The sequence below is a fragment of the Bacteroides sp. D20 genome (genome assembly GCF_003436255.1).
GTDB lineage: Bacteria > Bacteroidota > Bacteroidia > Bacteroidales > Bacteroidaceae > Bacteroides > Bacteroides uniformis.
Genome location: NZ_QSOO01000008.1, coordinates 109,237 through 135,674, shown reverse-complemented (window position 1 = coordinate 135,674; position 26,438 = coordinate 109,237). Strand labels below are relative to the sequence as shown.

Sequence of the window (26,438 nt, the reverse complement as noted above, 5' to 3'; positions counted from 1 at the left end):
AAAATACAAATAATCCGGATGAGGCAGATGCATTTACGAGTATAAAGAATGTTTTAATTATCGTATGAAACGATAGTTATTTTGAGTAAGTTTATTACTTTTGTGGTGCAATGCCGGACACTAAGCATAAAGCCGTCATTGTTGAGGTTGAACTGATTGGTAAAATAAAGGAATGGAAAATTTTCATCGTATGGATGCTTGTCCGGTACGGGATGTACTGAGCAGGTTGGGAGACAAATGGACAATGCTTGTGCTGGTCACACTGAAAGCGAATGGAACGATGCGCTTTTGCGATATACAGAAAACCATAGGGGATATTTCCCAGCGGATGCTGACGGTTACATTGCGCTCATTGGAGACGGACGGGCTGATTGTCAGGAAAGTCTATGCGGAAGTTCCTCCTCGTGTGGAGTATAACCTTACAGAAACCGGATGTAGCCTGATGCCGCATATCGAATCTTTGGTAGGATGGGCATTGGAGCATATGAATGATATTTTGAATCGGCGCAGTCTGCAGAACTGATGGGTCGATATGCAAAGAGGGTGTGTCGAAACTGGTATTCACCACAGATTACACAGATTTGCACAGATAAGCATCTTTGATTATCAGTAGATTAAGCTCATTCTGTGTTAATCCGTGTAATCTGTGGTGAATTTTGACACACCCCTTCAGAAGTTTCCAAGTGCTTGTTTTATTTCTTAGCATCGGCAAAATTGTGAACCTTGTTTTTCAGATTGTCAGCTTTCTCTGCGGCCTCATGGGCCTCATGGGCCATCTTGTCTGCTACTTTGGTGCCAACGTGCAATGCTTCTTCTTCAGCAGTGTTAATGAACTCCTTGGCTTCGCCATTTGCTTTGTGGATGGCACGGCATATGGCATCTTCCAGCTTTTTAGCTTTCTCCGTACGGGAGAAGTGGTAGGTCAATGCACCGGCAACCGAACCTATTCCCAGTCCGATCCAGAAATTAGAATCTTTACATTTCATAATCAAGTCAGTTTTTAATAGTTAAAGTTAGAATCAATTCTGATGAGACAACATACTTGCCAAAGATTGGTTCATCCGGCGGGAAAGGAATTAATAACAATTTACTTTTGTTGGTGGAGATATTTATTCTGCTTAAATTTGCGATGCACTTAAAATTTATACAAGTATGATTAGATTAAATGTTTTTATTCAGGTAAGTGCGGAGAACCGTGCCGCAGTATTGGAATCTGCCAAAGAACTGGTCGCATATTCCTTGAAGGACAATGGATGCATTGCTTATGATGTGTTTGAGAGCGCCACTCGCAGCGATGTTCTTATGATTTGTGAAACATGGAAAGATGCAGAGTCATTGTCTGCCCATGAAAAAGCAGACCATTTTGTGGCCCTGGTGCCCAAAATCCAGGGGCTGGCTGCCATGAAGTTGGAAAAATTCGAGTTCTGAATCAGTAATTTGAGGTAGTAAGGGGTTGTGTGATCATGCGTAAATAAGTATATTTGTGCATTCTTAATATACATATTTATGCTGATTACCCTTATTATCCTTGTTCTCTCCGCTGCCTTTTTTGTAGCAGGCAAAGTCCGTTCGGACATTGTGGCGCTTTGTGCGCTGATTGGTTTATTGATATTTCAGATTCTTACTCCTGAAGAGGCCCTTTCCGGCTTCTCCAACTCGGTGGTGATTATGATGGTGGGCTTGTTCGTTGTGGGCGGCGCCATTTTTCAGACCGGGCTGGCTAAAATGATAAGTTCGCGCATTTTAAAGCTGGCAGGCAAAAGCGAGCTGAAACTCTTCTTGCTGGTGATGCTGGTTACCTCTGCCATTGGTGCTTTTGTGAGCAATACGGGAACGGTGGCTTTGATGCTGCCTATCGTGGTGAGCTTGGCACTGAGTGCCGGAATGAATCCTAGCCGTCTATTGATGCCTTTGGCTTTTGCCAGCAGCATGGGCGGTATGATGACACTTATCGGTACGCCTCCTAACTTGGTCATTCAGAATACATTGACGGGAGCGGGCTTTGAACCGCTGTCTTTCTTCTCCTTCTTGCCGGTGGGCATTGTGTGCGTGATAGTGGGAACTTTGGTTTTAATGCCTCTGACCAAATGGTTTCTCTCCAAGAAAGGCAAAAAGAATGACGGAACATTGTCGGGTAAATCATTGGACCAACTGGTACAGGAGTACGGACTTTCCAGCAACCTGTTCCGTTTGAGGGCTGTCAATGACTCCCGTCTGATAGGAAAAACCATCATAGACCTGGATGTACGCCGCAAGTATGGTCTGAATATCATTGAAGTACGGCGTGTAGACTCTTCCCAACATAGATTCCTGAAAACTATTACCCAGAAATTGGCATCACCCGATACGACTATTTGGGTGGGCGACGTGCTTTATATTACGGGAGAGGTATCGAACGTAAATCGTTTTGCTGAAGACTTTTTAATGGAAATGCTCGACGGGCATACCACTGAAGAAGCCTCTAAAGCCGACAAGTCCCTTGACTTTTATGACATCGGAATTGCCGAAATCGTGTTGATGCCCTCTTCCAATATTGTGAACCGGACGGTGAAGGAAGCGGGGTTCCGTGATAAATTTAATGTAAATGTATTGGGCATCCGTCGTAAGAAGGAATATATATTACGTGAATTGGGACGTGAGCGTATGCATAGTGGCGATGTTTTGCTGGTGCAGGGTGCGTGGCAGGACATCGCACGGATAAGCAGGGAAGATTCCGATTGGGTGGTATTGGGGCAGCCTTTGGCAGAAGCCGCCAAAGTGACGCTGGATTATAAAGCGCCCATAGCTGCCGCTATCATGGTGCTGATGGTTGCCATGATGGTCTTCGACTTTATTCCCGTGGCCCCGGTGACAGCGGTGATGATTGCCGGCTTGCTGATGGTGCTGACGGGATGTTTCAGGAATGTGGAAGCCGCCTATAAAACGATAAACTGGGAAACAATTGTACTCTTTGCAGCCATGCTCCCCATGTCTCTTGCACTCGAAAAAACCGGTGCCTCGGAATATATATCCAACAGTCTTGTGAGCGGATTGGGCAGTTATGGTCCTATTGTGTTGATGGCAGGTATCTATTTCACCACTTCATTGATGACCATGTTCATCAGCAATACGGTGACGGCAGTGCTGATGGCCCCTATTGCTCTTCAAAGTGCGATTCAGATTGGAGTAAGTCCCGTTCCGTTCTTGTTTGCCGTGACGGTTGCGGCAAGCATGTGTTTCGCTTCTCCGTTCTCTACACCGCCCAATGCACTGGTGATGCCGGCAGGACAATATACATTCATGGATTATATAAAAGTGGGGCTCCCGTTGCAGATTATTATGGGAGTGGTGATGGTATTTGTGTTGCCGTTGCTGTTTCCTTTTTAGATATATTCTTATTAATTGGAAAAAACACACTTATTGGTTGAGTGTAAAGAGGAGATTGTACGTATTAAAAGGAAAAAAGATAGATACTATGAAAAAGATTCTTTTATTAATGGCAATTTTCTTTTCTGTATTATTGCAGGCACAGCTCAACACTCTGTCTATGAATCTTCCCCAAGGGCATCCGCGTTATCTGACTGATGCCGGTGGAAAAGAGACTACTTTGAAGTTGATAAGTAATGAACCGTGGGCGGAAGAAGTGTTCGGAAAGCTGAAAAGCAAGACGGATGTTTATGTCCGGTTGACAGAAGCACAGCCGGAATGGTTGCTTTCGCGACTTGCCATGTATTGGGAATCGCATGCCACGGATGTATATGTAAAAGGTGAAACCTTTGATTATGCCGGTGGAGAAAAAGCTCCAGTTCCAACCGTACGCTATACGGGGACACGAGGGACCTTTGCTACACACAGTCGTCCGAAGTTGGAAGATGTCGTTCCTTACGATGACGTCGGTGGCAATGTTACGTTTTGCAACAACTCTTTGCCGGGACGCCCCATGGAAAGTGTGCACCCTTCCAAAACCGGTCGTAACATAGAAAGCCTGAACCGTGAAATTATGGGCATTGCCCGTGATGCAGCTTTCCTTTACTGGCTGACGGATGATGAGAAATATGCAAAATTGGCAGCCGGAGTTTTTGATACCTACATGCAGGGCATCTATTATCGGAATGTCCCCGTTGACCTGAATCATGGGCACCAGCAAACTTTGGTGGGCATGACTTCTTTCGAGGTAATCCACGAAGATATTCTTAAAGATATAGTTCCTCTTTATGATTTTCTTTACGGCTATTTACATAGCAATTATGCCGATAAACTGGAAATCTATGCCGGAGCTTTCAAGAAATGGGCAGACAATATCATAGCAAACGGAGTGCCTCATAACAACTGGAACCTGATGCAGGCGCGTTATGTCATGGACATTGGCATGATTTTGGAAGATAATAGATGTTATGCCGACGGTAAGGGGCGTGAGTACTACATTGATTATGTGCTCAACCGTTCCAGTATCCGTCAATGGAGCCTGAAGAAACTGGCGGATTATGGCTATGACTCAAATACCGGTATTTGGGCGGAGTGTCCCGGTTACAGTGGTGTTGTACTTAATGACTATGCCAACTTCACCAATCTGTTCGACCGTAATTTGGGATATGATTTGACTCTGGATTTGCCGGTTATTCCGAAAGCAGTAGCCGCTACTCCCCAATATCTGTTCCCCAACCGGATGATGTGCGGATTTGGTGATACCCATCCCGGTTATTTGAATACTTCTCCAATAATCCGCATGATAGGGAATGCCCAGGTCAATGGCAAGAAAGAGCAGGAGGATTATTTCACGGCTTTGTTGAAGTGCTTGAAGCCAGATATGGGTGAGGCGAACGGGAAACGGAATGCCCGTGTCTCCATCAATTCTTTTTTTGACGATAAACCATTGGTGCTGAATCCTGATATTAAGGCTGGCAAGATAGAAGATTATGTATCACCGTTGTTCTATGCTCCGAATGTGTCATGGTTGGTGCAGCGCAACGGGATGCATCCACGCCACAGCCTTATGGTATCGCTGAATGGCAGTGAAGGCAATCACATGCACGCCAACGGAATCTCTATGGAGCTTTATGGCAAAGGCTATGTTTTGGGTCCCGATGCCGGTATCGGCTTGTATCTGTATAGCGGATTGGATTACTTGGAATATTATTCCCAGTTTCCCAGTCATAATACGGTTTGTGTAGACGGTATATCGAGCTATCCGGTAATGAAGAGTAACCATGCTTTCCGTGTGAACTCTTGCTTTCCGGCACCGGTATCAAAGAAAGGAGAATTTTATCCGATTACATATAGTGAAGTTTACTTCCGCGAACCGGAGAGTTGTGCCGACCAGACCCGTCTGACGAGCATCGTCACCACGGGACCGGAAACCGGTTACTATGTTGACATATTCCGTAGCCGTAAAGTGCAGGGTGGAGACAAAATGCATGATTATTTTTATCACAATCTTGGGCAGACGCTTTCACTGACCGGTACAGACGGTACCGATTTGGGGTTACAGCCTACCGAAGAACTCTCTTTTGCCGGCGCACATTTGTATGCCTATTCTTATATCTACAACAAGAAAGCAGTGCAGACGGCTAAGGATGTAAAGGCCTCTTTCACTATCGACATGAAAGACGGAGATGATATTTCCATGAACTTGTGGATGAAAGGGGAAAAAGACCGTAAAGTCTTTACCGCTTTGTCTCCCATGACTGAAGGTTATAGCCGTACTCCGGGGATGCCCTACAATATCAAGGAACAGCCTACCCTGACATTTGTTGCCAGACAGTCAGGAGAGGCATGGAGCCGTCCGTTTGTGGCAATCTATGAGCCGTCTTCGGTAAACGAACCGGGACAGATTGAGTCTGTCACTTTTCCGGAGGTGGAATGTAAGGACAAAGGGAGCCATGTCGCAGTTTGCGTTGAACAGAGGAATGGTCGTAAGGATTGTATTTTATCCTCAGACAACGCGTCGCACCTTTGCGGCATGGGGGATATGAAGGCAAAAGCTGTTTATGCTTTATGCGGAAACAAGGCGGGAAAAGAAACTACATTGTTTTTGGGAAACGGTACTTTGCTGCAAACTCCTCGGGTTACTATAAAATCTGAAAAAACTGCAAATGTTTTGTTGGAACATCAACTGGATGGGTGGTATTATGAAGCCTCTGCCGATTGTACGATTACAATAAAGGGACAGACATACAAAGCTAAGGCTACAAAAGGATTGGAATATTTGGGAAGATAGTTATATCATTCCCTCTATTTTTAAGCTTGAGGTAGCTATACAGTTGATGTTTTTCGTTATATTTGCACCATAGAGTAAAGACTACAGTGTAATGAAAAACATAATAAAATACATTTTTCTTTTTCACTTGTTAATGTTCTGTGCATGGGCCTATCCAAGTACATATACCTTGCGTGGCTTGTCGGTATCCGACGGACTGTCTGATTTGCTGGTCAATGCCATTTATAAAGACTCTTTGGGATTTGTCTGGATAGGTACGGGTAATTCTTTGGAGCGTTTTGACGGAAGCCATATCAAACACTATCCGATAACCGGTTCCAATGAGAAATTGAAACGTGTCAATGTTATTGCCGAAATGGAAGATAACCAATTGTGGATGGGGAATGGCATGGGATTGTGGCGTTTGAACAAAGAATTGGATGCTTTGGAACTTATTGTCCCCGATATGATAAATTGTGCAGTCCACTCTTTGCTTCATGATGGAAAAGGGACACTCTATATCGGTAGTGCGAAAGGGCTCTTTTTATACAAGAAAGGAAACTTGGAGCAAATATTACTGGATAAAAATGCCCTTTCTGCTTCGAATGTTGTAACCGGACTTTCATTGAATGAGCAGGGCATGCTATGGATGGCAACCGAGAAGGGACTGTATTCGTTACGATTGTCCGACAGAAAAGTGAAAGCCTATCATAATGTAAAAGACGGCAAGCATGTGTGTGCTTTTAACAATATCACCCGTATCGGTTCTACCATTTATCTGGGTACTATGGACCAAGGGATTATTTCCTTTGACACCCGTTCCGGAGAATTTGAGCATTTTGTGGAGGTGGGGTGCAACATCATCTCTTCCCTTTCCAGCGACGGCAAAAATATGTTGTATGTAGGAACGGATGGCAATGGAGTGCATTTCATAGCCACAGACCGGCGGAAGGTGGTCCGTACCATGCGGCATGAGACGGGTGACAATGAAAGCTTGCGTTCCAATTCCGTTTATTCGCTTTTGGTAGACCGGAACGGAATGATTTGGATAGGGTTCTACCAGTTGGGACTTGATTATACTTTATATCAGAGTGATTTGTTTACTACTTATGCTTTCCCTCCTTATTTCAATTCCAGAGACATGCCTATCCGTGCCCTTGCCATCAATGGGCATGAAAAGCTGGTAGGTTCGCGTGACGGCTTATTCTATATTGATGAGAAAAGGAATCGTTTCAAAAGTTTCCAGTCGCCCGAAATGCGCTCCGGCATGATATTCTGTATTTTATTTTATGAAGGAGAATATTATGTAGGAACTTACGGCGGAGGAATGTACATCTTCAATCCGGAAAGGTTGACCATACGTGACTTTGCACCTGACGGTGAACAGCAACCTTTTGTAAAAGGACATATCTTCTGTATCAAGCAGGATGCGGAAGGAAATTTATGGATAGGAACTTCTCAAGGCGTTTATTGTTATAAAGACGGCAGGCAGGTGGCTCACTATACCAGTTCCAATTCCAGGCTTCCTGAAGGCAATGTCTACGAAATCTATTTTGACTCTACCCGTAAAGGATGGATTTGTACGGAAAATGGCGTATGTATCTGGGACCCTTCTTCTGAAAAGCTTCGTACGGATATATTTCCTGAGGGATTTATCCATAAGGAGAAAATCAGGGTCGTTTATGAGGACTCCGGGCATAATCTTTATTTTTTTCCGGACAAAGGCTCTCTGTTCATATCCGATTTGTCTATGAACAGCTTCCGGCGTTTGCATCCCGGTACTCCTTTGGAGGGGCGAGACGGGATGTTCATTATAGAAGATCGTAAAAAATGGCTGTGGATGGGGACGAGTGACGGTTTGTTCCATTATGACAAGAATGACAATTTTATCCCTTATAACTTTGTAGACGGTATTCCGAGTTCCATTTTTACCCTATGCCCGCCGGTTTGTGACGCGGAAGGAAATCTCTGGTTTGGAAATTCTAAAGGATTGGTCTCTTTGGATGTTGCTCACATGAATCAGAAGAAGCATGATTTTTATCCGGTCAAGGTAACCGATGTGCATATCAATGGTAAGCCGTCTACTTATCCGATGGTCACCGTTGGAAGTGGTATTTCGAGAATCGGGTTGGAGCCTTCGGAGAAAAATGTCACTTTCTGTTTTTCCGACTTTTCCTATACTTCTCCTGCTTTTATGTCCTATGAATACCAGTTGGAGGGTAGGGATGACGGTTGGATAGCAATTACAGGGCGTTCGGAAGTGACTTATTATGATTTGCCTTCCGGTTCTTATGTGTTTAAGGTGCGCCGTATGGGGGAACCGGATTCGGAAACTCTGCTGAAGGTGGAAATCGCTTCTGTTTTCAGTGGTTGGCTTGCTTGGGGGATTGTTGTAGCAGTACTGTTGGCCGGTGGAGGCTATTATTTCTTCGGGCGTGGAAAAAGACAAGCCCCTGAGCAGGTACAGGTCGTGAAAGAAGAACAATCTGTTGCGGTGGAGACAAAATCGGTATCTGAAGAAAAGTATAAAAGCGTAAAGGTCAGCTCGGAAGAGTGCAGGCGACTGACGGACAAGCTGGAAAAAATCATGCATAAAGACAAGCTTTATAAGCATTCTGATTTGAAGATAGCCGATTTGGCTGCTGCCATTGATACGTCTGCCCATACACTTTCTTATCTTTTCAATCAATACTTGGAACGCAATTATTATGATTATATCAACGATTACCGCATTGCCGAGTTTAAACGTTTAGTCAATACGGAAGAGTATTCCAAATATACGCTGAGTGCTCTTGCCGAACTTTGTGGCTTCAGTTCCCGCGCTTCTTTCTTCCGTTATTTCAAGAAAGCTACGGGAATTACTCCGAATGAATATATCCGAAGCATAGGAGGGAACAACGAATAGTCTCAAATTATTAATTGATACTGTGAGTCTCATATTCTTAAGTCGCTATATATTAGCGACTTTCTTTGTTTTTAGTCTAACCGTATTAGTTGAGATTTGTATGCCCTTCAGAAGTGTTGTTTTTATTGAAATAGAAGTTATTTTTGCATTGTTCAATCGAACGGAAAACATGAATCGTAATCTAATTTATTATGGAAAACTGCATGATGACATCCCCCCAATTGATAGCTGATTCTTATGAGCGTTATCATTTTTCGGTTTACCTGTATATATATAATAAGGTGAATAATAAGGAAGAGGCGGAAGACCTTTCTCAAGATGTATTTGTCCGTCTGATGGACTATAAACAAATGCTCCGTCCCGATACTGTCAAGTTTTTCATTTATACCATTTCGCGTAATTTGGTGAACGACTATTTGCGTCGCTATTATAAGAAACAAGAGATTACCTCTTATATGTATGATAGGACGGAGGTTGGTCATAATGAGGTGGAGTCTTGTGTGGTAGCCGATGATTTATTGGCTTGCGAGAAACGGCGGGTAGAATTTCTTCCGTCGCAGCGTCGTAAGATTTATGTCATGAACCGTTTTGAAGACAAGTCTGTCACAGATATTTCGGAAGAATTGAATCTTTCGCGCCGCACGGTGGAGAACCATCTTTTCATCAGCCGTAAAGAGGTACGCGAATACTTGAAGCAATGTATCTAATTAGGTATTGATAATAATATAGTGTTAATTTTAAATTTATAAATTTATGAAGAATGAATTTCTAAAGTTCTCATCGAGAAGAATTTTATTCTCAGCGGCAATGGTATCAGCTTTGTTGGCGGGGAGTCCGCAGATGGCATTTGCCGAAGCGAACGATGTTCAGGCTGTTATGCAGACGAGTGTAGTTAAAGGTAGGATTCTTGACTCTACTGGTGAACCGATTATTGGTGCAAGTATTATAGAAAAAGGTACTACCAATGGAACAATTACTGATATTGATGGAAACTTTTCATTGAGCGTTTCTTCATCTAAAGCTATTTTAGTTGTTTCTTATTTAGGTTATAAATCTGTGGAATTATCAGCTTCAGATAAAAAATTAAATGAGATAGTGTTGAAAGAAGATACAGAAATGCTTGATGAAGTTGTTGTAGTGGGTTATGGCGCAGTTAAGAAATCTGATTTGACGGGTGCCGTAGCTTCTGTTTCTACAAAAGAATTGACGGCTGCTGGTATCTCCAGTGCAGCTGGTGCTATGCAAGGCGTAGTGCCTGGTGTCAATATTCAACGCTCATCTAATAAGCCTGGTAGTGGGTATAATATCTTGATTCGTGGTTTGAATACAGTTAGTGGTAGTACCAAACCATTGATTGTAATTGATGGTGTTCCTGGTGCTGAATTGGAAAACATCAATCCTGATGACATTGAAAAGATTGATATATTGAAGGATGCCTCTTCTACAGCTATTTATGGTTCCAGAGCTACGAATGGAGTTGTAATCGTGACTACCAAAAGAGGAAAAGCCGGAGCTCCTAAAGTCAGTTATGATGGTTCCGTTGGATTTAAAAATTATATGAATGCTCCCGATATGATGGATGGACAGCAATATGTCCAACTTGCACGGGAATACTCTCGAGCTACTAAAGGTAACGGAGAATATGTTTCGGATGATAAAATATTTTCAGCATCAGAATTGGTTGCTATTGAAAATAATAATTATATGGATTGGTTTGATGCTCTTACTTCTACTGCGTGGATGAACAGTCATACACTTTCAGTTTCTGGAGGAACAGAGAAATCATCCTATGTGGCGTCTGCGGGTTATCATAATGAAGATGGTTGTCTTCAACCTCAGTTTTATAAGCGATATAATCTGCGTGCTGCCGTTGACGTAACGCCTAATGATTACTTTAAGTTCGGGGTAAGCCTTTATGGAACTTTTTCTGACCAAGAAACTGGTAATGAAGATGGTTTGCAGACTATTTATCGTTTACGTCCTACTTATCATCCTACTAATCTTGTGACAGGTGAGCAGGAATTCAAATATGGTAGCGGACAGTTCAATCCTTTTGTAACTCAGAAAAACCAGTCATGGAGATATAAGAAATATGATGTTCTGAGTAATTTATTTGTAGAGTTTAATCCTATTAAGAATTTGGCGTTACGCTCTACATTTTCTCCCGATCTTCAATTTATTGACTATGGTATGTATGCAGGTGCTTATACTAAGCGTAATCAAGGTTCACAAGCTACTGCATGGTATGAGAAAACTACCATTTTGAATTGGGTTTGGGATAATATGGTTACTTATAATTTTGACTTGATGAAGGACCATCATTTTGATTTGACAGGTGTTTATTCAATGACCGAATATCAGAATGAATTTATGCGTGGTGACGGTGCCGGTCTTTCTTATAATTCTTTATGGTATGCTTTGCAAAATGGTGCAAAAACGAATAAGACTCAATCTAAGTACACTAAAACATCATTGATGTCGTATTTGGCACGTTTGAACTACAATTATAAAGGCAAGTATTATGTGACTGCAAGTATGCGTTATGACGGTTCTTCCAAATTGGCTGAAGGACATAAATGGGGAGGTTTCTTCGCTGGTGCATTGGCTTGGAGAATCACTGAAGAAGAATTTATGAAAGATATTGATTGGCTGAATAACTTGAAATTGCGTGTAAGTTTCGGTCAGTCTGGTAATGATAATGTAGGTGCTTATCAGACACAAGGTTCTATCAGTGGCGCTCAGTACTATTCTTTTGGAACGAATGATGTAATTGGCTACGTGCCTAACAATTTGCGTAATATGGAATTAGGTTGGGAGAGAACAACAGAATATAATATCGGTGTTGATTTTGGTTTCTTGAACAACCGTATATCAGGTTCTTTTGAGTACTATAACCGTTTGACAGAAGATTTGATTATGAACAAAACTCTTCCCATTACTCTTGGTTATTCTTCAGTAAAGGCTAATGTTGGTTCTGTTCGTAATAAAGGTTTTGAATTTGTATTGAATACGGAAAATATCCGTACAGAAGACTTTTCATGGAGAACTTCATTCAATATAGCTTATAATAATAATAAGATTGAAAAGCTGCAATATATAGAAGATCTGACTTCAAGAGGTAAGTCATTCGAAGGAATGAAGGGTGATTATAGCAATCTTTGGGTGGTAGGACAACCTATTGACATCAACTATAATTTGATGACTATTGGCGTATGGCAGTTGGACGAAGCAGAAGAGGCTGCTAAATATGGATGTAAACCTGGCCAATATAAAGTACTGGATCTAGATAAAAATGGTAAAATAGATGATGCTGACCGCGTAATTGATGGTAAGCGCACCCCGGATTGGACCGGTGGTATGGTTAATACTTTTAATTATAAGAATTTTGATTTATCGGTAGGTACTTCTTTCCAATTGGGCGGTCGTATGCGTAATCAATTCTATGTGTCTTATGCACTTGAGAACAATAATATGAACTTAAATAATATGGTGAAAGATTATTGGACCCCAGAGAATCCTACTAATGAATCGGCTCAACCCGGTAATATGGGAACTTATCGTAGCAAAGCAGGTTCGTGGGGAAATCAGAAGTCGGACGTTTCACATACAATGTCATCATCAGATTTCTTTAAAATAACTCATGTTAGTTTGGGATATACATTTGATAAGAAATTGATTTCTAAATCATTCTTGACCAATTTGAGATTGTATTGTACGGTTCAAAATCCGATGATTATTTGTGCTGATAATGTTATTGTTCCCGAACAGTTACCTACAAATGTATCTAGCACAGACCTTATGACACGCAATGTGATGTTTGGAGTGAATGTTTCTTTTTAACAAATCGAAATTAAAGAAAGAATAAAATGAAAACTAAGAATATAATTAAAAAGGGCTTATTGCTTATTTCCGTAGCTACTTTCGCAAGTTGTTCGTCTTTTCTTGAAGAAGAAAATTGGACTAGTCAGTCAGCTGAAGACTATTACAAAACAGCCAAAGGTTATGAATCATTAGTTAATGGTGCGTATGCCTCTTTGAAGTCTGTATATAATAATTATAGTTACCATAAACTTACTCAATTGGGTACTGATATTGGCACACAGCCTAACGGTACTGTTACTAGCGACTTGAATCAGTATGTAGTGACTTATGATAAATCAAACGGAACTGTATATGAGCAGTGGTCTAAACTTTATGTAGCATTAAAAGATGTAAATGCTGCTATCGGCCGTGCTACAAATGTGACTCTTAAAACAGAAGACCCTATTGAAGGAATTGATCCGAATCAACGTGACTTGAGGGTGGCAGAAGTCAAATTTCTTCGTGCGCTTTATTTGTTTGAAATTGTGAAGAATTGGGGGCAAGCTCCTTTGGTACTGGAAGAAGCTCAATCAACAGCAACAACTTCTAAACTGAACAGTGGCGCGGAATTTTATACTCAGATTCTGAAAGACTTGCAAGATGTGTTATCTTCTTCATTGCCCGAAAAACAAGGAGCTTCCGATTTTGGACGTGCTTCAAAAGCAGCAGCTCGCCATTTGCGTGCTTTGGTTTATTTGACTCGTGGATATCAGGACTATGCAGATGTGAATGACTTTAAAAATGCATATGATGATGCGATGTATGTAATTGAAAAGACGGGGCATAGTTTACTTGAAGACTATGCTATGGTTCACCGTCAGTCTAATGAGGCTAATGATGAGGTTATTTTTGCTGTAAACTATAACAATAGTACAAATAATAATAATAATCAACAGAGTACTTATTATCTATTCTCTTACCGTGAAGGTTGGGAAGGTTTGGCCAAATCAAATTTCTACGCCAATGACTACGGAGATGTGATGCCCTCAAAGTATCTTTATACCTCTTTCGATTGGAAAAAAGACCGTCGTGCGGAAGTTACTTTTATGAGTCCGCTTAATGGAGATCCTGCTACTTCGGTGGATGGACGTACTTATGGACGTAATGCCTTTATGAATACTACTCAGCTAGGGTCTTCAAGTACAGGTGTTGCCGATACGGTGATTCATTTTCCTGTACCTACAGAAGAAGGCTTTAGAGTGTATTCAAAAGCTGAGCAAGATGCGGCAAATGCTGCTTCTCCGATGAAGTTTATTTATAATTATCCTTCCGGTTCTTACAAAGATTGCTCTGAAGATGATTACTTTATTACCGGTTTGCAAGGCAATAGTTCAACCACTCGTGCTTGGTTGCCGGTATATAAGTTCAAGGATGCAGGTACTCTTTATGGCGAAAGTGGTGGTAGCCAGTATGGAAGTCGTGACATCGTGTTGTTTCGATTGGCTGAAACTTACTTGATTGCAGCCGAAGCAGCTGTAATGAAAAAAGACAATGTGAATGCTTTGCTTTGTATCAATGCGGTTCGTGAGCGTGCAATGCATAATGCGAAGGAACAAGGTTTGGCTAAATATGAAGGTACAGTCACTATTGATGACGTATTGGATGAAAGAGCACTTGAATTATTTGGTGAAGCACCTCGTTGGAATGATTTGACTCGAACTGGTAAGTTGGCCGAAAGAGTTTTAGAGTATAACTGGGACGTAACCCATATTACAGGTGGTTTAATCCAAACTCAATTAAGTGCAGCCACCAATGCCAAATATAGTCTTCGTCCTATTCCGGTGAATTGGCTGAATACCCTATCTAACGGACAAGAATTGGGAAACAACCCTGGATGGGAATAATAGTAAATTGAAACTATAAATTAATAGGGCTTGCCAGTTTGTTATTTGCAATAAATTGTGCAAGCTCTTTGTTCTTTTAATCTTAAAAGAGTATTTGTTATGGATATATATGAAAAACTACTTAAATGTGCAAGCGTTTTAGTGATGCTATGTTCGATATTTTCTGCTGCTGCCCGAAACTTTATTCATCCCGGTTTGCTTCATTCTCAAGACGATTTAAAACGTATTACTCGACTTGTGAAAGAGAATTCCTATCCGGCTATGGGTTCGTATGATTTATTGAGAAAAGTGCCGGGTGCATCCTTTGAGTATGAAATGAAGGGGCCGTTTGAGAATATCAGTCGTGCCGGAAAATATGGATACACCAAAGCTCCTTGTGAAAGCGATTGTAATGCGGCTTATTATAATGCTCTGATGTGGAACATTACCGGTGATGTACGTCATGCCGATAAAGCTATGGAAATTCTTCGAGGATATGCATCCACATTACAGAAAATATATGGACCTGATGATCCTCTTTGTGCAGGTCTTCAGGGATTCATGCTTATAAATGCAGCTGAAATAATGCGTTACACTTATCAAGATAATCAATATGTGAAAGGTTGGAGCGAAGCTGATACAAAGAGTATAGAAGGTATGTTCCGTAATGTATTTCTTCCAGTACTTACCACTTTTGTTCAAGCCAAACCTTATGCAAATGGTAATTGGGGAGGATCGGTTAACAAAATGGTGATGGCAATTGGTATTTTCTGTAATGATGAACCTCTTTACAATCAGGCTGTAGACTTCTTTTATAATAGTCGGGATAATGGAAGTTTGCCTAATTACATTGCAGAAACTGGCCAATTGCAAGAATCGGGACGTGATCAAGCTCACTGTATGCTTGGAGTAGGTGTTTTGGCTGAATTGGCAGAATGCGCTTGGAAACAAGGGGATAATCTTTATGCGGCTTTAGATAATCGTATTATGAAAGGATATGAATATCTTTCTAAAGTTAACTTGGGCTATACGGATGTTCCTTTTGAAGTTTGGAAAGATGCTACAGGTAAATATTGTAACTGGCAAAATATGGGAGAAGCAGAATTGGGCAAATTCAGGGCTGTTTTTGAAATTGCATATAATCATTATGTGGAACGAAGGGGAATTGCAATGCCTTATACGGAAAAGGTGCTAAAGCGTATTCGCCCTGAAGGCATAGGATGGACGTGTGATAATCCGGGTTTTGGAACATTACTCTTTTACTTAGGAAAAAACGAACCGGTTCCTCTTGAAGGGCAAATTTCAGAACAACTTAAATATGGCTGGAAAGGGTGGCAAATTGCAGCACCTGATTTAGAGCCTGTCGGCAATGAATTCTTATTGGTGAACAAAGGTATCTCAATGCAGAAAAACCGGATACACTATAATCCTTCAGAATTCCCTTATATAAAAGTGACATTCAGCCATAAACCCGAAGAGGTTAAAGATGGATGGCTTCGGTTGAGCTATAGCGTACAGAGTGCTCCTGAATTTTGGACTTTTTATGAGAAGGATGCGGTGAAAGTGGATGGTAATACTTATTGGTTTGCTGTGAAAGACGCACGTTCCAATAATGGAACATTATTTGGTACACGTGACAGGCATATTTCGTTGTTGCTCGATTTTGGAGACATAAAGGCTGTCGGTGTTGAAAGTATCGTTTCCGAGAGTCATTTATAAATGTGTGTGACGGATAGGTGTGGAGCTAAACAAAATAACAATATTGTAATTAGAATTGATATGAAGAAGAGATTAACACTGACGTTTTGGGGTATGTTGGTTGCGTTTTCTGTTATGGCAGAAGCGGTGAAGGTTACATCGCCCGACGGCGAATATGAGTTTACGGTGAGCGATGACGGACAATTGAGCTATTCGCTTTTCTATCAACAGAAAGAGGTGATAGAACCTTCTCGGTTAGGAATCGAATGGAACGAAAATTGGTATGATGGAATCCGAATAGTCACTTCGCGTAACAGCCGGATAGATAAGAATTGGAAACCTGTCTACGGTGAACGTGCCGTTGTGAAGGAATTATATAATGCTTGCGAGATAGAGTTGGCTAAAACTGGTTCGCGGAAGAGAATGGTGCTGGATGTGCGAGCTTATAACGAAGGCGTTGCATTCCGTTATCGTTTTGTAGGAGGTGAATATTTGAAGATTGAAAATGAGTTTACCCAATTTACACTTCCTAAAGGCACTCTTGCTTGGCATACCGAACGGGCACAGACCCCTTATAATCTTTTGCCACTCGAAGGGTGGGAAAATGAGTCGGATCGTCCGTTGATGCTTCAATTGCCAGAAGGCCAATATGCTTGTCTTGCCGAGGCTCAGGTCGTGGATTATGTGCGTACCAAATTTAAACTTTCGGATGAGAAACCTTATACTTTGCTTACTTCAATGTATGGAATAGTGGAGGATATAGCTCCATATCATACGCCTTGGAGAATTGTGATGTGCGCTTCCCGGCCAGGAGATATTCTCGCTAACAATGACTTGTTGCTTAATCTGAATCCTGATTGTAAAATCGCTGATACATCCTGGATTAAACCGGGGAAGGTAATGCGGGAGGTTACACTTACCACTGAAGGTGGTAAGGCTTTAGTGGATTTTGCAGTGAAGCGCCGCTTGCAGTATATTCATTTTGATGCAGGTTGGTATGGTTTTGAATATGACAAGTCTTCTGATGCTACTACCGTAACGCTCGACCCACGGCGCAATGAGCAGATTGATGCGCTTAATCTGCAAGAAGTGATTAGTTATGCCAAGTCGAAAGGAATAGGTGTTATCCTTTATGTAAATCAACGTGCTCTTCAACAACAACTGGACGAGATACTTCCTCTTTACAAATCATGGGGTATAGCGGGTATTAAGTTCGGTTTTGTACAGGTCGGCTCTCAAATATGGACAAGGTGGATGCACGAAGCGGTGAAGAAATGTGCGCAATATGGCCTTATGGTGGACATTCATGATGAATATCGTCCAACGGGTTTTAGTCGTACTTATCCCAATCTGATGACCCAAGAAGGTATTCGAGGAAATGAAGAATTCCCTGATGCGACTCATAATACCATTCTTCCCTTTACGCGTTTTGTTGCAGGTGCCGCAGACTATACTATCTGTTATTATCGTCAGGACTTCGGGCGTTTGCATACGGATAAAGATAGTTATGGGGTACCTCGTTCTCGTACTATTCAAACAACTCCTGCTCATCAGTTGGCTCTTTCTGTAATCTATTACAGCCCTCTTCAGTATATGTATTGGTATGATAAACCCTCTGATTCACAAGATGAACCTGAATTGAAATTCTTTGATGATGTTTATACTACTTGGGATGATACGCAGGTGCTTCAAGGTAAGATAGGCGAATTCGTTACCATAGCTCGCCGCAAAGGTGAAGAGTGGTTTGTTGGTGCCATAACCAATAATGATGCTCGCGAACAGGAGATTAGTCTCGATTTTTTGCCGCAAGGAAAGTCTTATATAGCTGAGATTTATACAGATGGAGATAAATCAGTAAAAACCCGTACTCGTGTGCGATGTCAGCGGTATCTTGTGAATGCCCAGTCGGTGCTTCGTTTCTCTCTTCGTGCTTCCGGTGGTGCCGCTATTCGGTTGGTGCTTGATACAGGTGATAACCGAAATGTTCGCAACTATAGGAAGCAGAAATTATAAAGATTTAATTTTTAAAATCCAGTATGATGAAATGTGATAAGAAGAAGTGTTTATTGGCTTTAGTATTTCTGTCATCATTGTTAATGTCGTTAAAGGTTTATTCTAATGAGCCCGAAACAAATTGGAAGTATGTAGAACTGGTAAATCCATTCGTGGACAGCCATCGTTCTCGTTGGTTCTTTTTTAGTTCTGCTTGTCGCCCATTTGGTATGGTCAGTCTGAGTCCTGATACAGATACGGAACATTCATGGGGATCGGGTTATATGTATGGCTCTAAGTATATACGATGTTTTAGCCATATTCATAATTGGCAGATGTCCGGTGTTGCTGTAATGCCTACGGTTGGTCCATTTAAAGGGCATTTGGGCATGGACTCCTATCAGTCTGAATTTACTCATGAGGGTGAGATTGCCAAACCTGGGTTTCATAAGGTGAAACTTACAAATTATGATGTGACTGCTGAATTAACGTCGACAATGCGGGTAGGCTTCCATCGTTATACGTTCCCCCAAAGCGATTCGAGCTATGTCCTTTTTGATACTGGCGCTTTTTTGGCTCACAGTCCTACCGCTTATTCGGAAGTCTGGAAGATTAGTGATACGGAAATAGCTGGTTGGGAAATAATGGAGCGTACAGGGCGTCGTCCTAAGGATACACCTGTCTATTTTTATGCACAGTTGAGCAAGCCGGTGGAGCAGATAGTGACTTGGCGTGAAGGGAAAATAGTGCCTAATACCAAACCTGAGCGAATTTCAGGAAAGAATGTGGGATTGGCTGTGAAGTTTCGTACCAAGGCCAATGAAAAAGTACTACTGAAGGTTGCCATTTCATACGTTAGTGTAGAGCAGGCTCGTAAGAATCTTTATGCGGAACTGGAATCATGGAATTTTGAAGAGGTAAAACATGCTTCGTTTGATGAGTGGAATACTTGGCTTGGTAAGATAGAAGTGGAGGGCGGTAGCCGTGAGCAACAGATAAAGTTCTATACAGATCTTTGGCACGCATTATTGGGACGTAAGGTAGTGAGTGATGTTGATGGGTGTTATCTTGACCAAACGTCTGACTTTCCCCGTATTTGCCGTATTCCTTTGTCTGCAAGTGGTAAACCTCTCTACAATCATCATAATTTTGATGCGTGGTGGGGGAGCCATTGGTCGCTTGATATTCTTTGGTCTATGGCTTATCCGCATCTGATGGATGATTTTTGCAATACAATGTTGGATATGTATCGTAATGGGGGACTTATTCCTCGCGGACCTTCGGGGGGGAATTATACCTATGTAATGATAGGCGATCCTGCTGTGTCTTTCTTTGCAACTGCTTATAACAAAGGTATTCGTAATTATGATGCTGATTTGGCCTATGAAGGGCTACGCAAGAATGCATTTCCTGGAGGTATTCGTGACCATGCCGGTTACGAACATAGTAAGGATGCTCATTCAGGTGGAATGGAATATTATATTAAAATGGGATATGTGCCTGATGGACGTGCGAATGTGGTAGGTATGCATACTACAGGTGCATCTATGACCTTGGAGTACGCATATCAAGACTGGTGTCTTGCCCAAATGGCCAAGGCAATGGGCAAGCAAGCTGATTATGAATTGTTCTTTGAACGCTCAAAAAATTATAAGAACCTTTGGAATAAAGCATCAGGATTCATGCAACCTAAAGGGACGGATGGAGAATGGTTACCTGATTTCGATCCACTTGAGTTGACGGAGAAAGGTGGTTTTTGTGAAAGCAATTCGGCTATATATTCTCATTATGTTCCCCACGATATGCAAGGTTTAATAGCACTTTATGGTGGTCATAAGAAATATGCCGAGCGTTTGAATGAGAACTTTGTCAAGAGTGAGCCTTATGGTTTTTTCCGTTCAAAAGATACCAAATCTGGTAATTGGACTGATTACGGTAACCAACCAGGCACGGGCATGGCTCATCTTTTCAATCATGCTCGGGCACCATGGCTGACACAAAAATGGGTGCGTAAGGTCAAAGCGGCTTATGCTGATGTTACCCCGTATGGTGGGTATCGTGATGATGAAGACCAAGGGCAGATGGGAGCTTTGGGCGTTTTAATGGCGATGGGACTGTTTGAAGTGGACGGAGGCTGCGCTGTAAAGCCTTATTATGAGATAACCTCTCCTATATTTGATAAAGTGACCATACATCTTGACAATAGGTACTATCCGGGAAAGACTTTCCAAATTGTAACTACGGGCAATTCCGACAAAAATATGTATATCCAACGGGCTACGTTTGATGGAAAACCCTGGGATAGGTGTTGGTTCTATCATGAAGATTTTGCTAACGGTGGTGTTCTTGAATTGCATTTGGGTGATAAGCCTAATAAGCAATGGGGAATTGGTAAATTGCCGCAGGATGATTAAAATGCGGAGGTTGCGTCAAAACGTTGACACAACCTCCGTATAGCTTTTCTTATTTGAATAGGTCTTTAATTGGGGATATTCCTAAAATAAGGAAATTTAAGGCAACTAATTCATTGCGAGTTGGTTGCCTTTTTGTCTCTTTAAGCATTCCCCCAAAAAACGGTTTGACGGCCAAAACGGGGGTAATCTAAACTAAAAACACATGGTAAAGATACAAAAAATCTCAGAAATCGAACCTCGTTTGGGTTTTACTGAGTTCGATATGCTAAAAAATATCGTCAAAGTTTTGCAACGAGTGAATTAGGCCGCCTCCATGCTCTGTTTCCTTTCTCGGAATTGGCCCGACAAATGCATTTGAAGTCCTCTGCTTTGGGGCGTAAAAGTTATTTTTCTCCCGAAGGTAAAATAGCCTTGATGGTCTTGAAGTCCTATACCAACTTTTCCCGATGCCACCTGTTATGAAAGCCATCTTGATGTAGGCCGTGCCTACCTTGCTTATAGTAAACTACGTAAACGCAGGAAATCGCAGATTCGTATGATTAAACGCAGGTCACTTACTATCCTCTGATTACCAAAGACGCTTTTCGGTCATACAGACAATCCTTGAGCAAGGGAAGAGTTTATTTGCAGGCAAGAAAGTATCTAACCGTATTGTGAGTATCGACCGGCATCACCTTCGCCCCATCATCAGGGGCAAGGAAACCAAATCCGTTGAATTCGGAGCCAAAGTCAACAATATACAGATAGATGGAATCTCTTTCATAGAACATATCTCTTTTAAGGATTTTAATGAAGGAGTACGTTTGAAAGACTGTATTCGTCTGCAACAACAACTGACCAGGGTTAGGGTCAAGGCGCTTGTGGCAGATTCAATCTATGCCAATAATGCCAACCGGAAATTTTGTACTAAATATCATATAAGTACTTCCTTTAAGCGTAAGGGCAGAGCTGCCAAGGATGAGCCGCTTCGTAAGATTTTACGGTCGGAACTCAGCCGTGAAAGAGCTACCCGCTTGGAAGGAAGTTTTGGAACGCAGAAGCAACATTACTCACTGGCCAGGATAAAAGCCAGAACCAGGAAAACGGAAGTACTTTGGATTTTCTTTGGGATACATACAGCCAATGCGGTATGTATGATAGAAAAAGTAGAGAGGAAAAAAAGGATGGCTGCATAATCAGACTAAAATAAGAAGAAAAGAGGGGAGGTTTTTAACTTCACCTAAAAAAGGCATGTACATAACGCATGGGTGGGAAGAAAAGAATAAGTATATGTAAATAATATTCTATGAAAAAGATAGAAGACCGGGAGAGTTGAACGGAAAAATCAAGAGAAAAGCTCACGTAAAGTAAAACTTTTCTCTTGATTTATTAGAAACGGGAACATTTACTGAATATCCCCAATTTATTCAATGTGTTTGCCTACGAACTGTACGTGTTTCACAAAGTCATTCATTTGTACTTTTTCGCTTAGGGCGTTTATCGGTTCACCGTAATAACTTACATTCTCAAAAGTAACGCCCGATATATTGTATTTGTCATCAATCCCTTGTAACAAAACAGTTCCTCCAGCTTTAGGGCTATTCTTTGTACCGTATGTATATATGTTGCGGAAAGTTACATTGTGTATATATGGACCACTAGATGGAACTACTACGAATTCTCCATATCCACAACTACCTGGACCACGCCGTCCTGGGCCAGTTTTGATATTGTTGGGGCGCGGCTTCTCTATTGGACGAGTACCAACCAACTGAAGGGCAGGAGTCATTTTAATTAAATTATAAGGTTTGTGCCCATTGATTCTGATATTTTCGAAGCAGAGGTTCTCCATACTCATTTCACCTGTGGGGTGTAACCAAAATATTTGTACCCGGTCACGGTCAGGGAAGTGGATGACATCAATATTTCGTGCCGTGAAGTTGCGGAATGCCGGACAACTACTTTCAGTAGCCATACGAAATACATTGGCAAAATCTACCCAAAATACACAATTCTCTACCGTGATATTCTCTACTGACTTAGAATGACTTTCACCTCCTGCACGAGTGATGCCTTTGGGGGAAACGGAATCATCGTCCGTACGAAAGAAGCAGTTGCGTATCGTTACATTGCTGGAATTGCAAGGATCTACCCCGTCATCATTTCCCACTCGCGAACCGGCCAAACGGATATGGTCAATCAATACACGGTCGCAATCTTGCGGAACAATAGTCCAATAATAAGAGCCTTTCAAAATAATATCTTTCATCACCAAGTTATTGCAATGTTTGGCATTAATCATATAATCTGTTGGACCGGCATTGTGTTCCCAATCGGAACCGTCTAAAATGCCACGACCGCAAATCGTAATATTGTCACCAGTTGCTTCTATTCCTGCATTGACTACGGCACCTCCTGCTATATATAGTGTCTGATTGTCGGTAAGTTTTATTAATCCATTTTTCGGATTATGTTCACCCGGACCATAGTAAATTACATTCGGGTCATCTTTGGAGGGAATACTTTTTTCCAATTCATTACTGAAGAGAATCAAAGGGCTGTTACAACCGTCTGGTTCAAAAGAAATGTCACAAGGAGTATCTAGCTTAAAAGTAGCTATGTTTTTATTTACCGATGGACGGATGCCGTATTTGTCAGGCAAAATATTCAGTTTGCTCAGTTGGAAATTACTTTTTACAGTAATCGTTACCGTACCCGAAAAATCGAAGTAAGCAATTGAATATTTCTTGTCGTGGTGTTGTGTACTGGCTGTATATACCGGTATAGTTATGCCGTTGACTTCAACTGTATAATCAGAGGACAGAGGTTCGGTTTGTGGTACCGGATAACTAACTACTTTGGCTCCGATGTTCATGCTTGTAGCAAAGATTAGCACAAAGCTCAAAATCAATTTTTTTAATAATGTTTTCATAATGTATATTTTGTTTATATATGTTTTGTTATAATATATAGAATGGAATTGACTCTTCTTTCTTGTCTATCGCTATTTATCTCAGTCCGGATGTTCCTATTGTGCAATCTCAAATTCTCCTTTCAAGCGGATGTCTTTTGATGAAGAACCAATCATGACTTTGAACATGCCCGGCTCAACGGTGAAATTCATTTGTTTGTCCCATATCCCCAGCTCTTGTGGTGTGAGTTCGAAATGTACGGTATGCGATGCTTCCGGTTTTAGAGTGATGCGCTCGAATCCTCTCAGCACTTGTGTATAGGTGGTTACGCTGCTGACTTCATCGCGCAAGTAAAGCTGTACCACTTCATCTCCTTCGCGCTGACCGATGTTCTTGATGGTGCAACTGATGGAGATGTTGCCTTGTACTCCTTGTTTGGATGGAGATATTGCAAGGTCACTATATTGGAAAGTCGTATAGCTTAGTCCATGACCGAAGGGGTAGAGCGCACCATAGACAGAAGTCTCGGAGCTTTCATCAGAACCGGGCTTGAAAGGAAAAGCAAAGGGTATCTGCCCAACGGATTTAGGGAAGGTCACGGCGAGGCGTCCTCCGGGGTTGTAGTCACCAAACAGTGCTTCGGCTATGGCTTGTCCTCCGAATTCACCAGGAAACCAGGCATGGATGATGGCAGGAACATGGGTAGCGGCGAAGTTGATGGATGAGGCGCGTCCGTCAATCATTACCAATACCACTGGTTTGCCTAATTGGCAGATTTTTTTGAGTAATTCTTTCTGTCTGCCGGGCAAGTCCAATGAAGTGCGTGACCTGTCTTCTCTTACGGTAAGTTCGTTTCCTCCTAATACCATTACGGTAACTTCCGCTCCCTTTGCCGCCTCTATGGCTTCTTCCATCATTTGCGCTTCTTGGGCAGCCTTGGGAAATTCAAGGACTTCGCTTTCGGGGAAGTGGGGGTCGATGATGTCGCATCCTTTCTTATAAACAACGTCTGCTTGGGGAAGCATCTTTTTGATACCTTCGTAAATGGTGGTAATGTGTGCGTTGGCTGGGCCATATCGGCAGATTAGCTGTTGTCGCTCGTCGGCATTTGGACCGATGACGGCTACTGAGCGTATCGACTTGGAAAGTGGAAGTGTCTGGTGTTCGTTTTTGAGGAGTACTAACGATTGGCGTGCGGCTTCCAGCGCAAGTTGTTGATGTTCGGGACTGTGTACTATTTGTCCGGCTCTCTTTTCGTCGCCACGATAAGGGTTGTCGAAAAGTCCGAGCCAGAACTTCACGCGTAGAATCTCGGCAACACGTTGGTTGAGTGTTTCTTGGGAGATTTTTCCTTTCTTTACGGCACTGCGCAGCGGAAGGATGAAGTCGGCAGGTGGTGTGAAATGGGTGCGGATGTTGAGTCCGGCATTAACGGCTTGCGCTACGGCATCTTCATATCCGTTGGCCACTTGATGTTTGGTGGAGATAAATTCTACGGCTTCACTGTCGGAAACCACATAGCCTTTGAATCCCCATTCTTGTCGAAGAATTTCGGTGAGGAAATGATAACTGCCTGTGATGGGTTCGCCGTCATAGTCGTTGTACGAACTCATTACTCCCAGCGCACCGGCTTCGTGGAAGGCCACTCTAAAAGGATCGAGATAGAGTGTGCGCATTTCTCGGGGAGCTACGTGGGGGTCGGTACGTGTTTTTCCGTCACGTCCACCTACCGGTATGCTATAGACGGCAAAATGTTTTGGGGTAGAGACCAGCTTGTTCTTTTGTAGGCTCAGAATCATTTGCTTTCCCATTTGTCCTGCATGATAGGGATCTTCGCCATAGGTTTCTACGCATCGTCCCCATCGGGGATCTTGTGCGATGTCGAGGATGGGGGAGTATATGTTGGTATATCCCAGTACGGAGGCTTCACGGGCTTCAGCTTCGCCTATTTGGGCTATTAGTTCTTTGTTCCATGTAGCTCCTTGTCCGCATTGGGCAGGAAAGTAGGTCGCCCGGTCATGGCATAGCCCCCGGATGCCTTCGTTGGTGAAATCTACCGGGATTCCCAGCCGTGTATTTTCTACGAACCAGCGTTGAATGGCGTGCTTCGTCTTTACGTGGTGTGCATAGGGGAAAGAGTATGCAGACTTGAAGCTGCCAAGCCCATTGTGCTCTTCATCAATATTCCCGATGCCATCTTTCCATACTTCGTTTTTCCAGTTATCACTTGGAAGGGCGTCATTGAGTACGCGGCCTGAACCATACAGTGTAGCCATCTGGCAACTTTTTTCTTCGAGAGTCATTTGCGAGAGCAGGTTTTGCACCCTTGCTTCAAGTGGGGCGTAGCTGTCTTCGTAGATGTCCTTCACGCCATTTTTGTTAAAGTCAATCCATCCTTTGTGATAGATGTTTTTGACGGTTGACTTGTCCTTCTCGTAATCGAGTATCGAGTTGCTCCACAACTGCTGGCTGCAAATCATGGATACAAGGACGGTTGTTAGGTATCTATTCATACTGATAAAACAATTGGTTGATGTTTTTTGATAATATACGTATCAAGCAGGACTGTTACCTAAACCTGATAGTTAATTTGCCGGGGCGATTGAGTATTTCTACTTTTTGGTTCGTAATTTCTTATATGCTTATAAATTATATCATTAATAAACTTGTTACTTACTA

Annotated in this window: 14 protein-coding genes and 1 pseudogene; 12 read left to right on the top strand and 3 right to left on the bottom strand. The window is 42.2% G+C overall.

Going from position 1 to position 26,438, the window contains the following annotated elements:
- Positions 1-172 precede the first annotated feature (172 nt).
- Positions 173-523 (top strand): helix-turn-helix domain-containing protein, encoded by a 351-nt coding sequence (locus DXD78_RS10335; RefSeq protein WP_009038044.1) that lies wholly within the window; start codon positions 173-175, stop codon positions 521-523.
- A 169-nt stretch (positions 524-692) separates the two neighbouring features.
- Here the strand turns inward: DXD78_RS10335 and DXD78_RS10330 are convergent, their stop codons facing one another.
- Positions 693-986 carry a YtxH domain-containing protein gene (locus tag DXD78_RS10330; protein WP_009038045.1) on the bottom strand — a complete coding sequence of 98 codons (294 nt, stop codon included), beginning with the start codon at positions 984-986 and terminating at the stop codon, positions 693-695.
- A gap of 166 nt (positions 987-1,152) precedes the next feature.
- On the opposite strand from DXD78_RS10330, the gene DXD78_RS10325 reads away from it, so the two are divergent.
- The 11 genes and pseudogenes from DXD78_RS10325 to DXD78_RS10275 all read left to right on the top strand — a co-directional run bounded on the left by DXD78_RS10325 (position 1,153) and on the right by DXD78_RS10275 (position 22,043).
- A complete protein-coding gene (locus DXD78_RS10325; protein ID WP_005826936.1) occupies positions 1,153-1,428 on the top strand; it encodes a putative quinol monooxygenase in 276 nt (91 codons plus the stop codon).
- A 78-nt stretch (positions 1,429-1,506) separates the two neighbouring features.
- Complete coding sequence (locus DXD78_RS10320; protein WP_005832990.1) at positions 1,507-3,366, top strand: SLC13 family permease; 1,860 nt, start codon at positions 1,507-1,509, stop codon at positions 3,364-3,366.
- Between the two features lie 88 nt (positions 3,367-3,454).
- Positions 3,455-6,196 carry a heparinase II/III family protein gene (locus tag DXD78_RS10315; protein WP_009038046.1) on the top strand — a complete coding sequence of 914 codons (2,742 nt, stop codon included), beginning with the start codon at positions 3,455-3,457 and terminating at the stop codon, positions 6,194-6,196.
- Positions 6,197-6,287: 91 nt separating this feature from the next.
- Positions 6,288-9,080 (top strand): two-component regulator propeller domain-containing protein, encoded by a 2,793-nt coding sequence (locus DXD78_RS10310; protein ID WP_009038047.1) that lies wholly within the window; start codon positions 6,288-6,290, stop codon positions 9,078-9,080.
- Between the two features lie 191 nt (positions 9,081-9,271).
- Entirely contained in the window at positions 9,272-9,787 is a 516-nt protein-coding gene (locus tag DXD78_RS10305; RefSeq protein ID WP_009038048.1) for a sigma-70 family RNA polymerase sigma factor, read from the top strand.
- 46 nt (positions 9,788-9,833) lie between these two features.
- Positions 9,834-12,920, top strand: a complete 3,087-nt coding sequence (locus tag DXD78_RS10300; protein ID WP_005832982.1) for a TonB-dependent receptor — start codon at positions 9,834-9,836, stop codon at positions 12,918-12,920.
- Between the two features lie 26 nt (positions 12,921-12,946).
- Entirely contained in the window at positions 12,947-14,785 is a 1,839-nt protein-coding gene (locus DXD78_RS10295) for a RagB/SusD family nutrient uptake outer membrane protein (RefSeq protein WP_005832980.1), read from the top strand.
- A gap of 99 nt (positions 14,786-14,884) precedes the next feature.
- Positions 14,885-16,483: an alginate lyase family protein gene (locus DXD78_RS10290; protein ID WP_005832978.1), complete on the top strand. Its 1,599-nt coding sequence runs from the start codon at positions 14,885-14,887 to the stop codon at positions 16,481-16,483.
- 60 nt (positions 16,484-16,543) lie between these two features.
- Positions 16,544-18,475 (top strand): glycoside hydrolase family 97 protein, encoded by a 1,932-nt coding sequence (locus DXD78_RS10285; RefSeq protein WP_005832976.1) that lies wholly within the window; start codon positions 16,544-16,546, stop codon positions 18,473-18,475.
- A 26-nt stretch (positions 18,476-18,501) separates the two neighbouring features.
- The gene (locus tag DXD78_RS10280) at positions 18,502-20,868 is read left to right on the top strand and encodes a GH92 family glycosyl hydrolase (RefSeq protein WP_034529654.1); all 2,367 of its coding nucleotides are present in this window, start codon (positions 18,502-18,504) and stop codon (positions 20,866-20,868) included.
- Positions 20,869-21,070: 202 nt separating this feature from the next.
- Positions 21,071-22,043, top strand: a pseudogene (locus tag DXD78_RS10275) (transposase).
- Positions 22,044-22,270: 227 nt separating this feature from the next.
- On the opposite strand, the gene DXD78_RS10270 reads toward DXD78_RS10275, so the two are convergent.
- The gene (locus DXD78_RS10270; protein WP_016272940.1) at positions 22,271-23,779 is read right to left on the bottom strand and encodes a glycosyl hydrolase family 28 protein; all 1,509 of its coding nucleotides are present in this window, start codon (positions 23,777-23,779) and stop codon (positions 22,271-22,273) included.
- Between the two features lie 96 nt (positions 23,780-23,875).
- Positions 23,876-26,239: a glycoside hydrolase family 3 N-terminal domain-containing protein gene (locus DXD78_RS10265; protein ID WP_370448312.1), complete on the bottom strand. Its 2,364-nt coding sequence runs from the start codon at positions 26,237-26,239 to the stop codon at positions 23,876-23,878.
- Between the last annotated feature and the right edge of the window lie 199 nt (positions 26,240-26,438).

Excerpts from the sequence above, each read along its gene's own strand:
- DXD78_RS10330 (WP_009038045.1), bottom strand. The coding sequence starts at position 986 with ATGAAATGTAAAGATTCTAATTTCTGGATCGGACTGGGAATAGGTTCG.
- DXD78_RS10280 (WP_034529654.1), top strand. The coding sequence starts at position 18,502 with ATGAAATGTGATAAGAAGAAGTGTTTATTGGCTTTAGTATTTCTGTCA.
- DXD78_RS10335 (WP_009038044.1), top strand. The coding sequence starts at position 173 with ATGGAAAATTTTCATCGTATGGATGCTTGTCCGGTACGGGATGTACTG.
- DXD78_RS10325 (WP_005826936.1), top strand. The coding sequence starts at position 1,153 with ATGATTAGATTAAATGTTTTTATTCAGGTAAGTGCGGAGAACCGTGCC.
- DXD78_RS10290 (WP_005832978.1), top strand. The coding sequence starts at position 14,885 with ATGGATATATATGAAAAACTACTTAAATGTGCAAGCGTTTTAGTGATG.
- DXD78_RS10265 (WP_370448312.1), bottom strand. The coding sequence starts at position 26,239 with ATGATTTGCAGCCAGCAGTTGTGGAGCAACTCGATACTCGATTACGAG.
- DXD78_RS10315 (WP_009038046.1), top strand. The coding sequence starts at position 3,455 with ATGAAAAAGATTCTTTTATTAATGGCAATTTTCTTTTCTGTATTATTG.
- DXD78_RS10300 (WP_005832982.1), top strand. The coding sequence starts at position 9,834 with ATGAAGAATGAATTTCTAAAGTTCTCATCGAGAAGAATTTTATTCTCA.
- DXD78_RS10305 (WP_009038048.1), top strand. The coding sequence starts at position 9,272 with ATGGAAAACTGCATGATGACATCCCCCCAATTGATAGCTGATTCTTAT.
- DXD78_RS10295 (WP_005832980.1), top strand. The coding sequence starts at position 12,947 with ATGAAAACTAAGAATATAATTAAAAAGGGCTTATTGCTTATTTCCGTA.
- DXD78_RS10310 (WP_009038047.1), top strand. The coding sequence starts at position 6,288 with ATGAAAAACATAATAAAATACATTTTTCTTTTTCACTTGTTAATGTTC.
- DXD78_RS10270 (WP_016272940.1), bottom strand. The coding sequence starts at position 23,779 with ATGAAAACATTATTAAAAAAATTGATTTTGAGCTTTGTGCTAATCTTT.
- DXD78_RS10285 (WP_005832976.1), top strand. The coding sequence starts at position 16,544 with ATGAAGAAGAGATTAACACTGACGTTTTGGGGTATGTTGGTTGCGTTT.
- DXD78_RS10320 (WP_005832990.1), top strand. The coding sequence starts at position 1,507 with ATGCTGATTACCCTTATTATCCTTGTTCTCTCCGCTGCCTTTTTTGTA.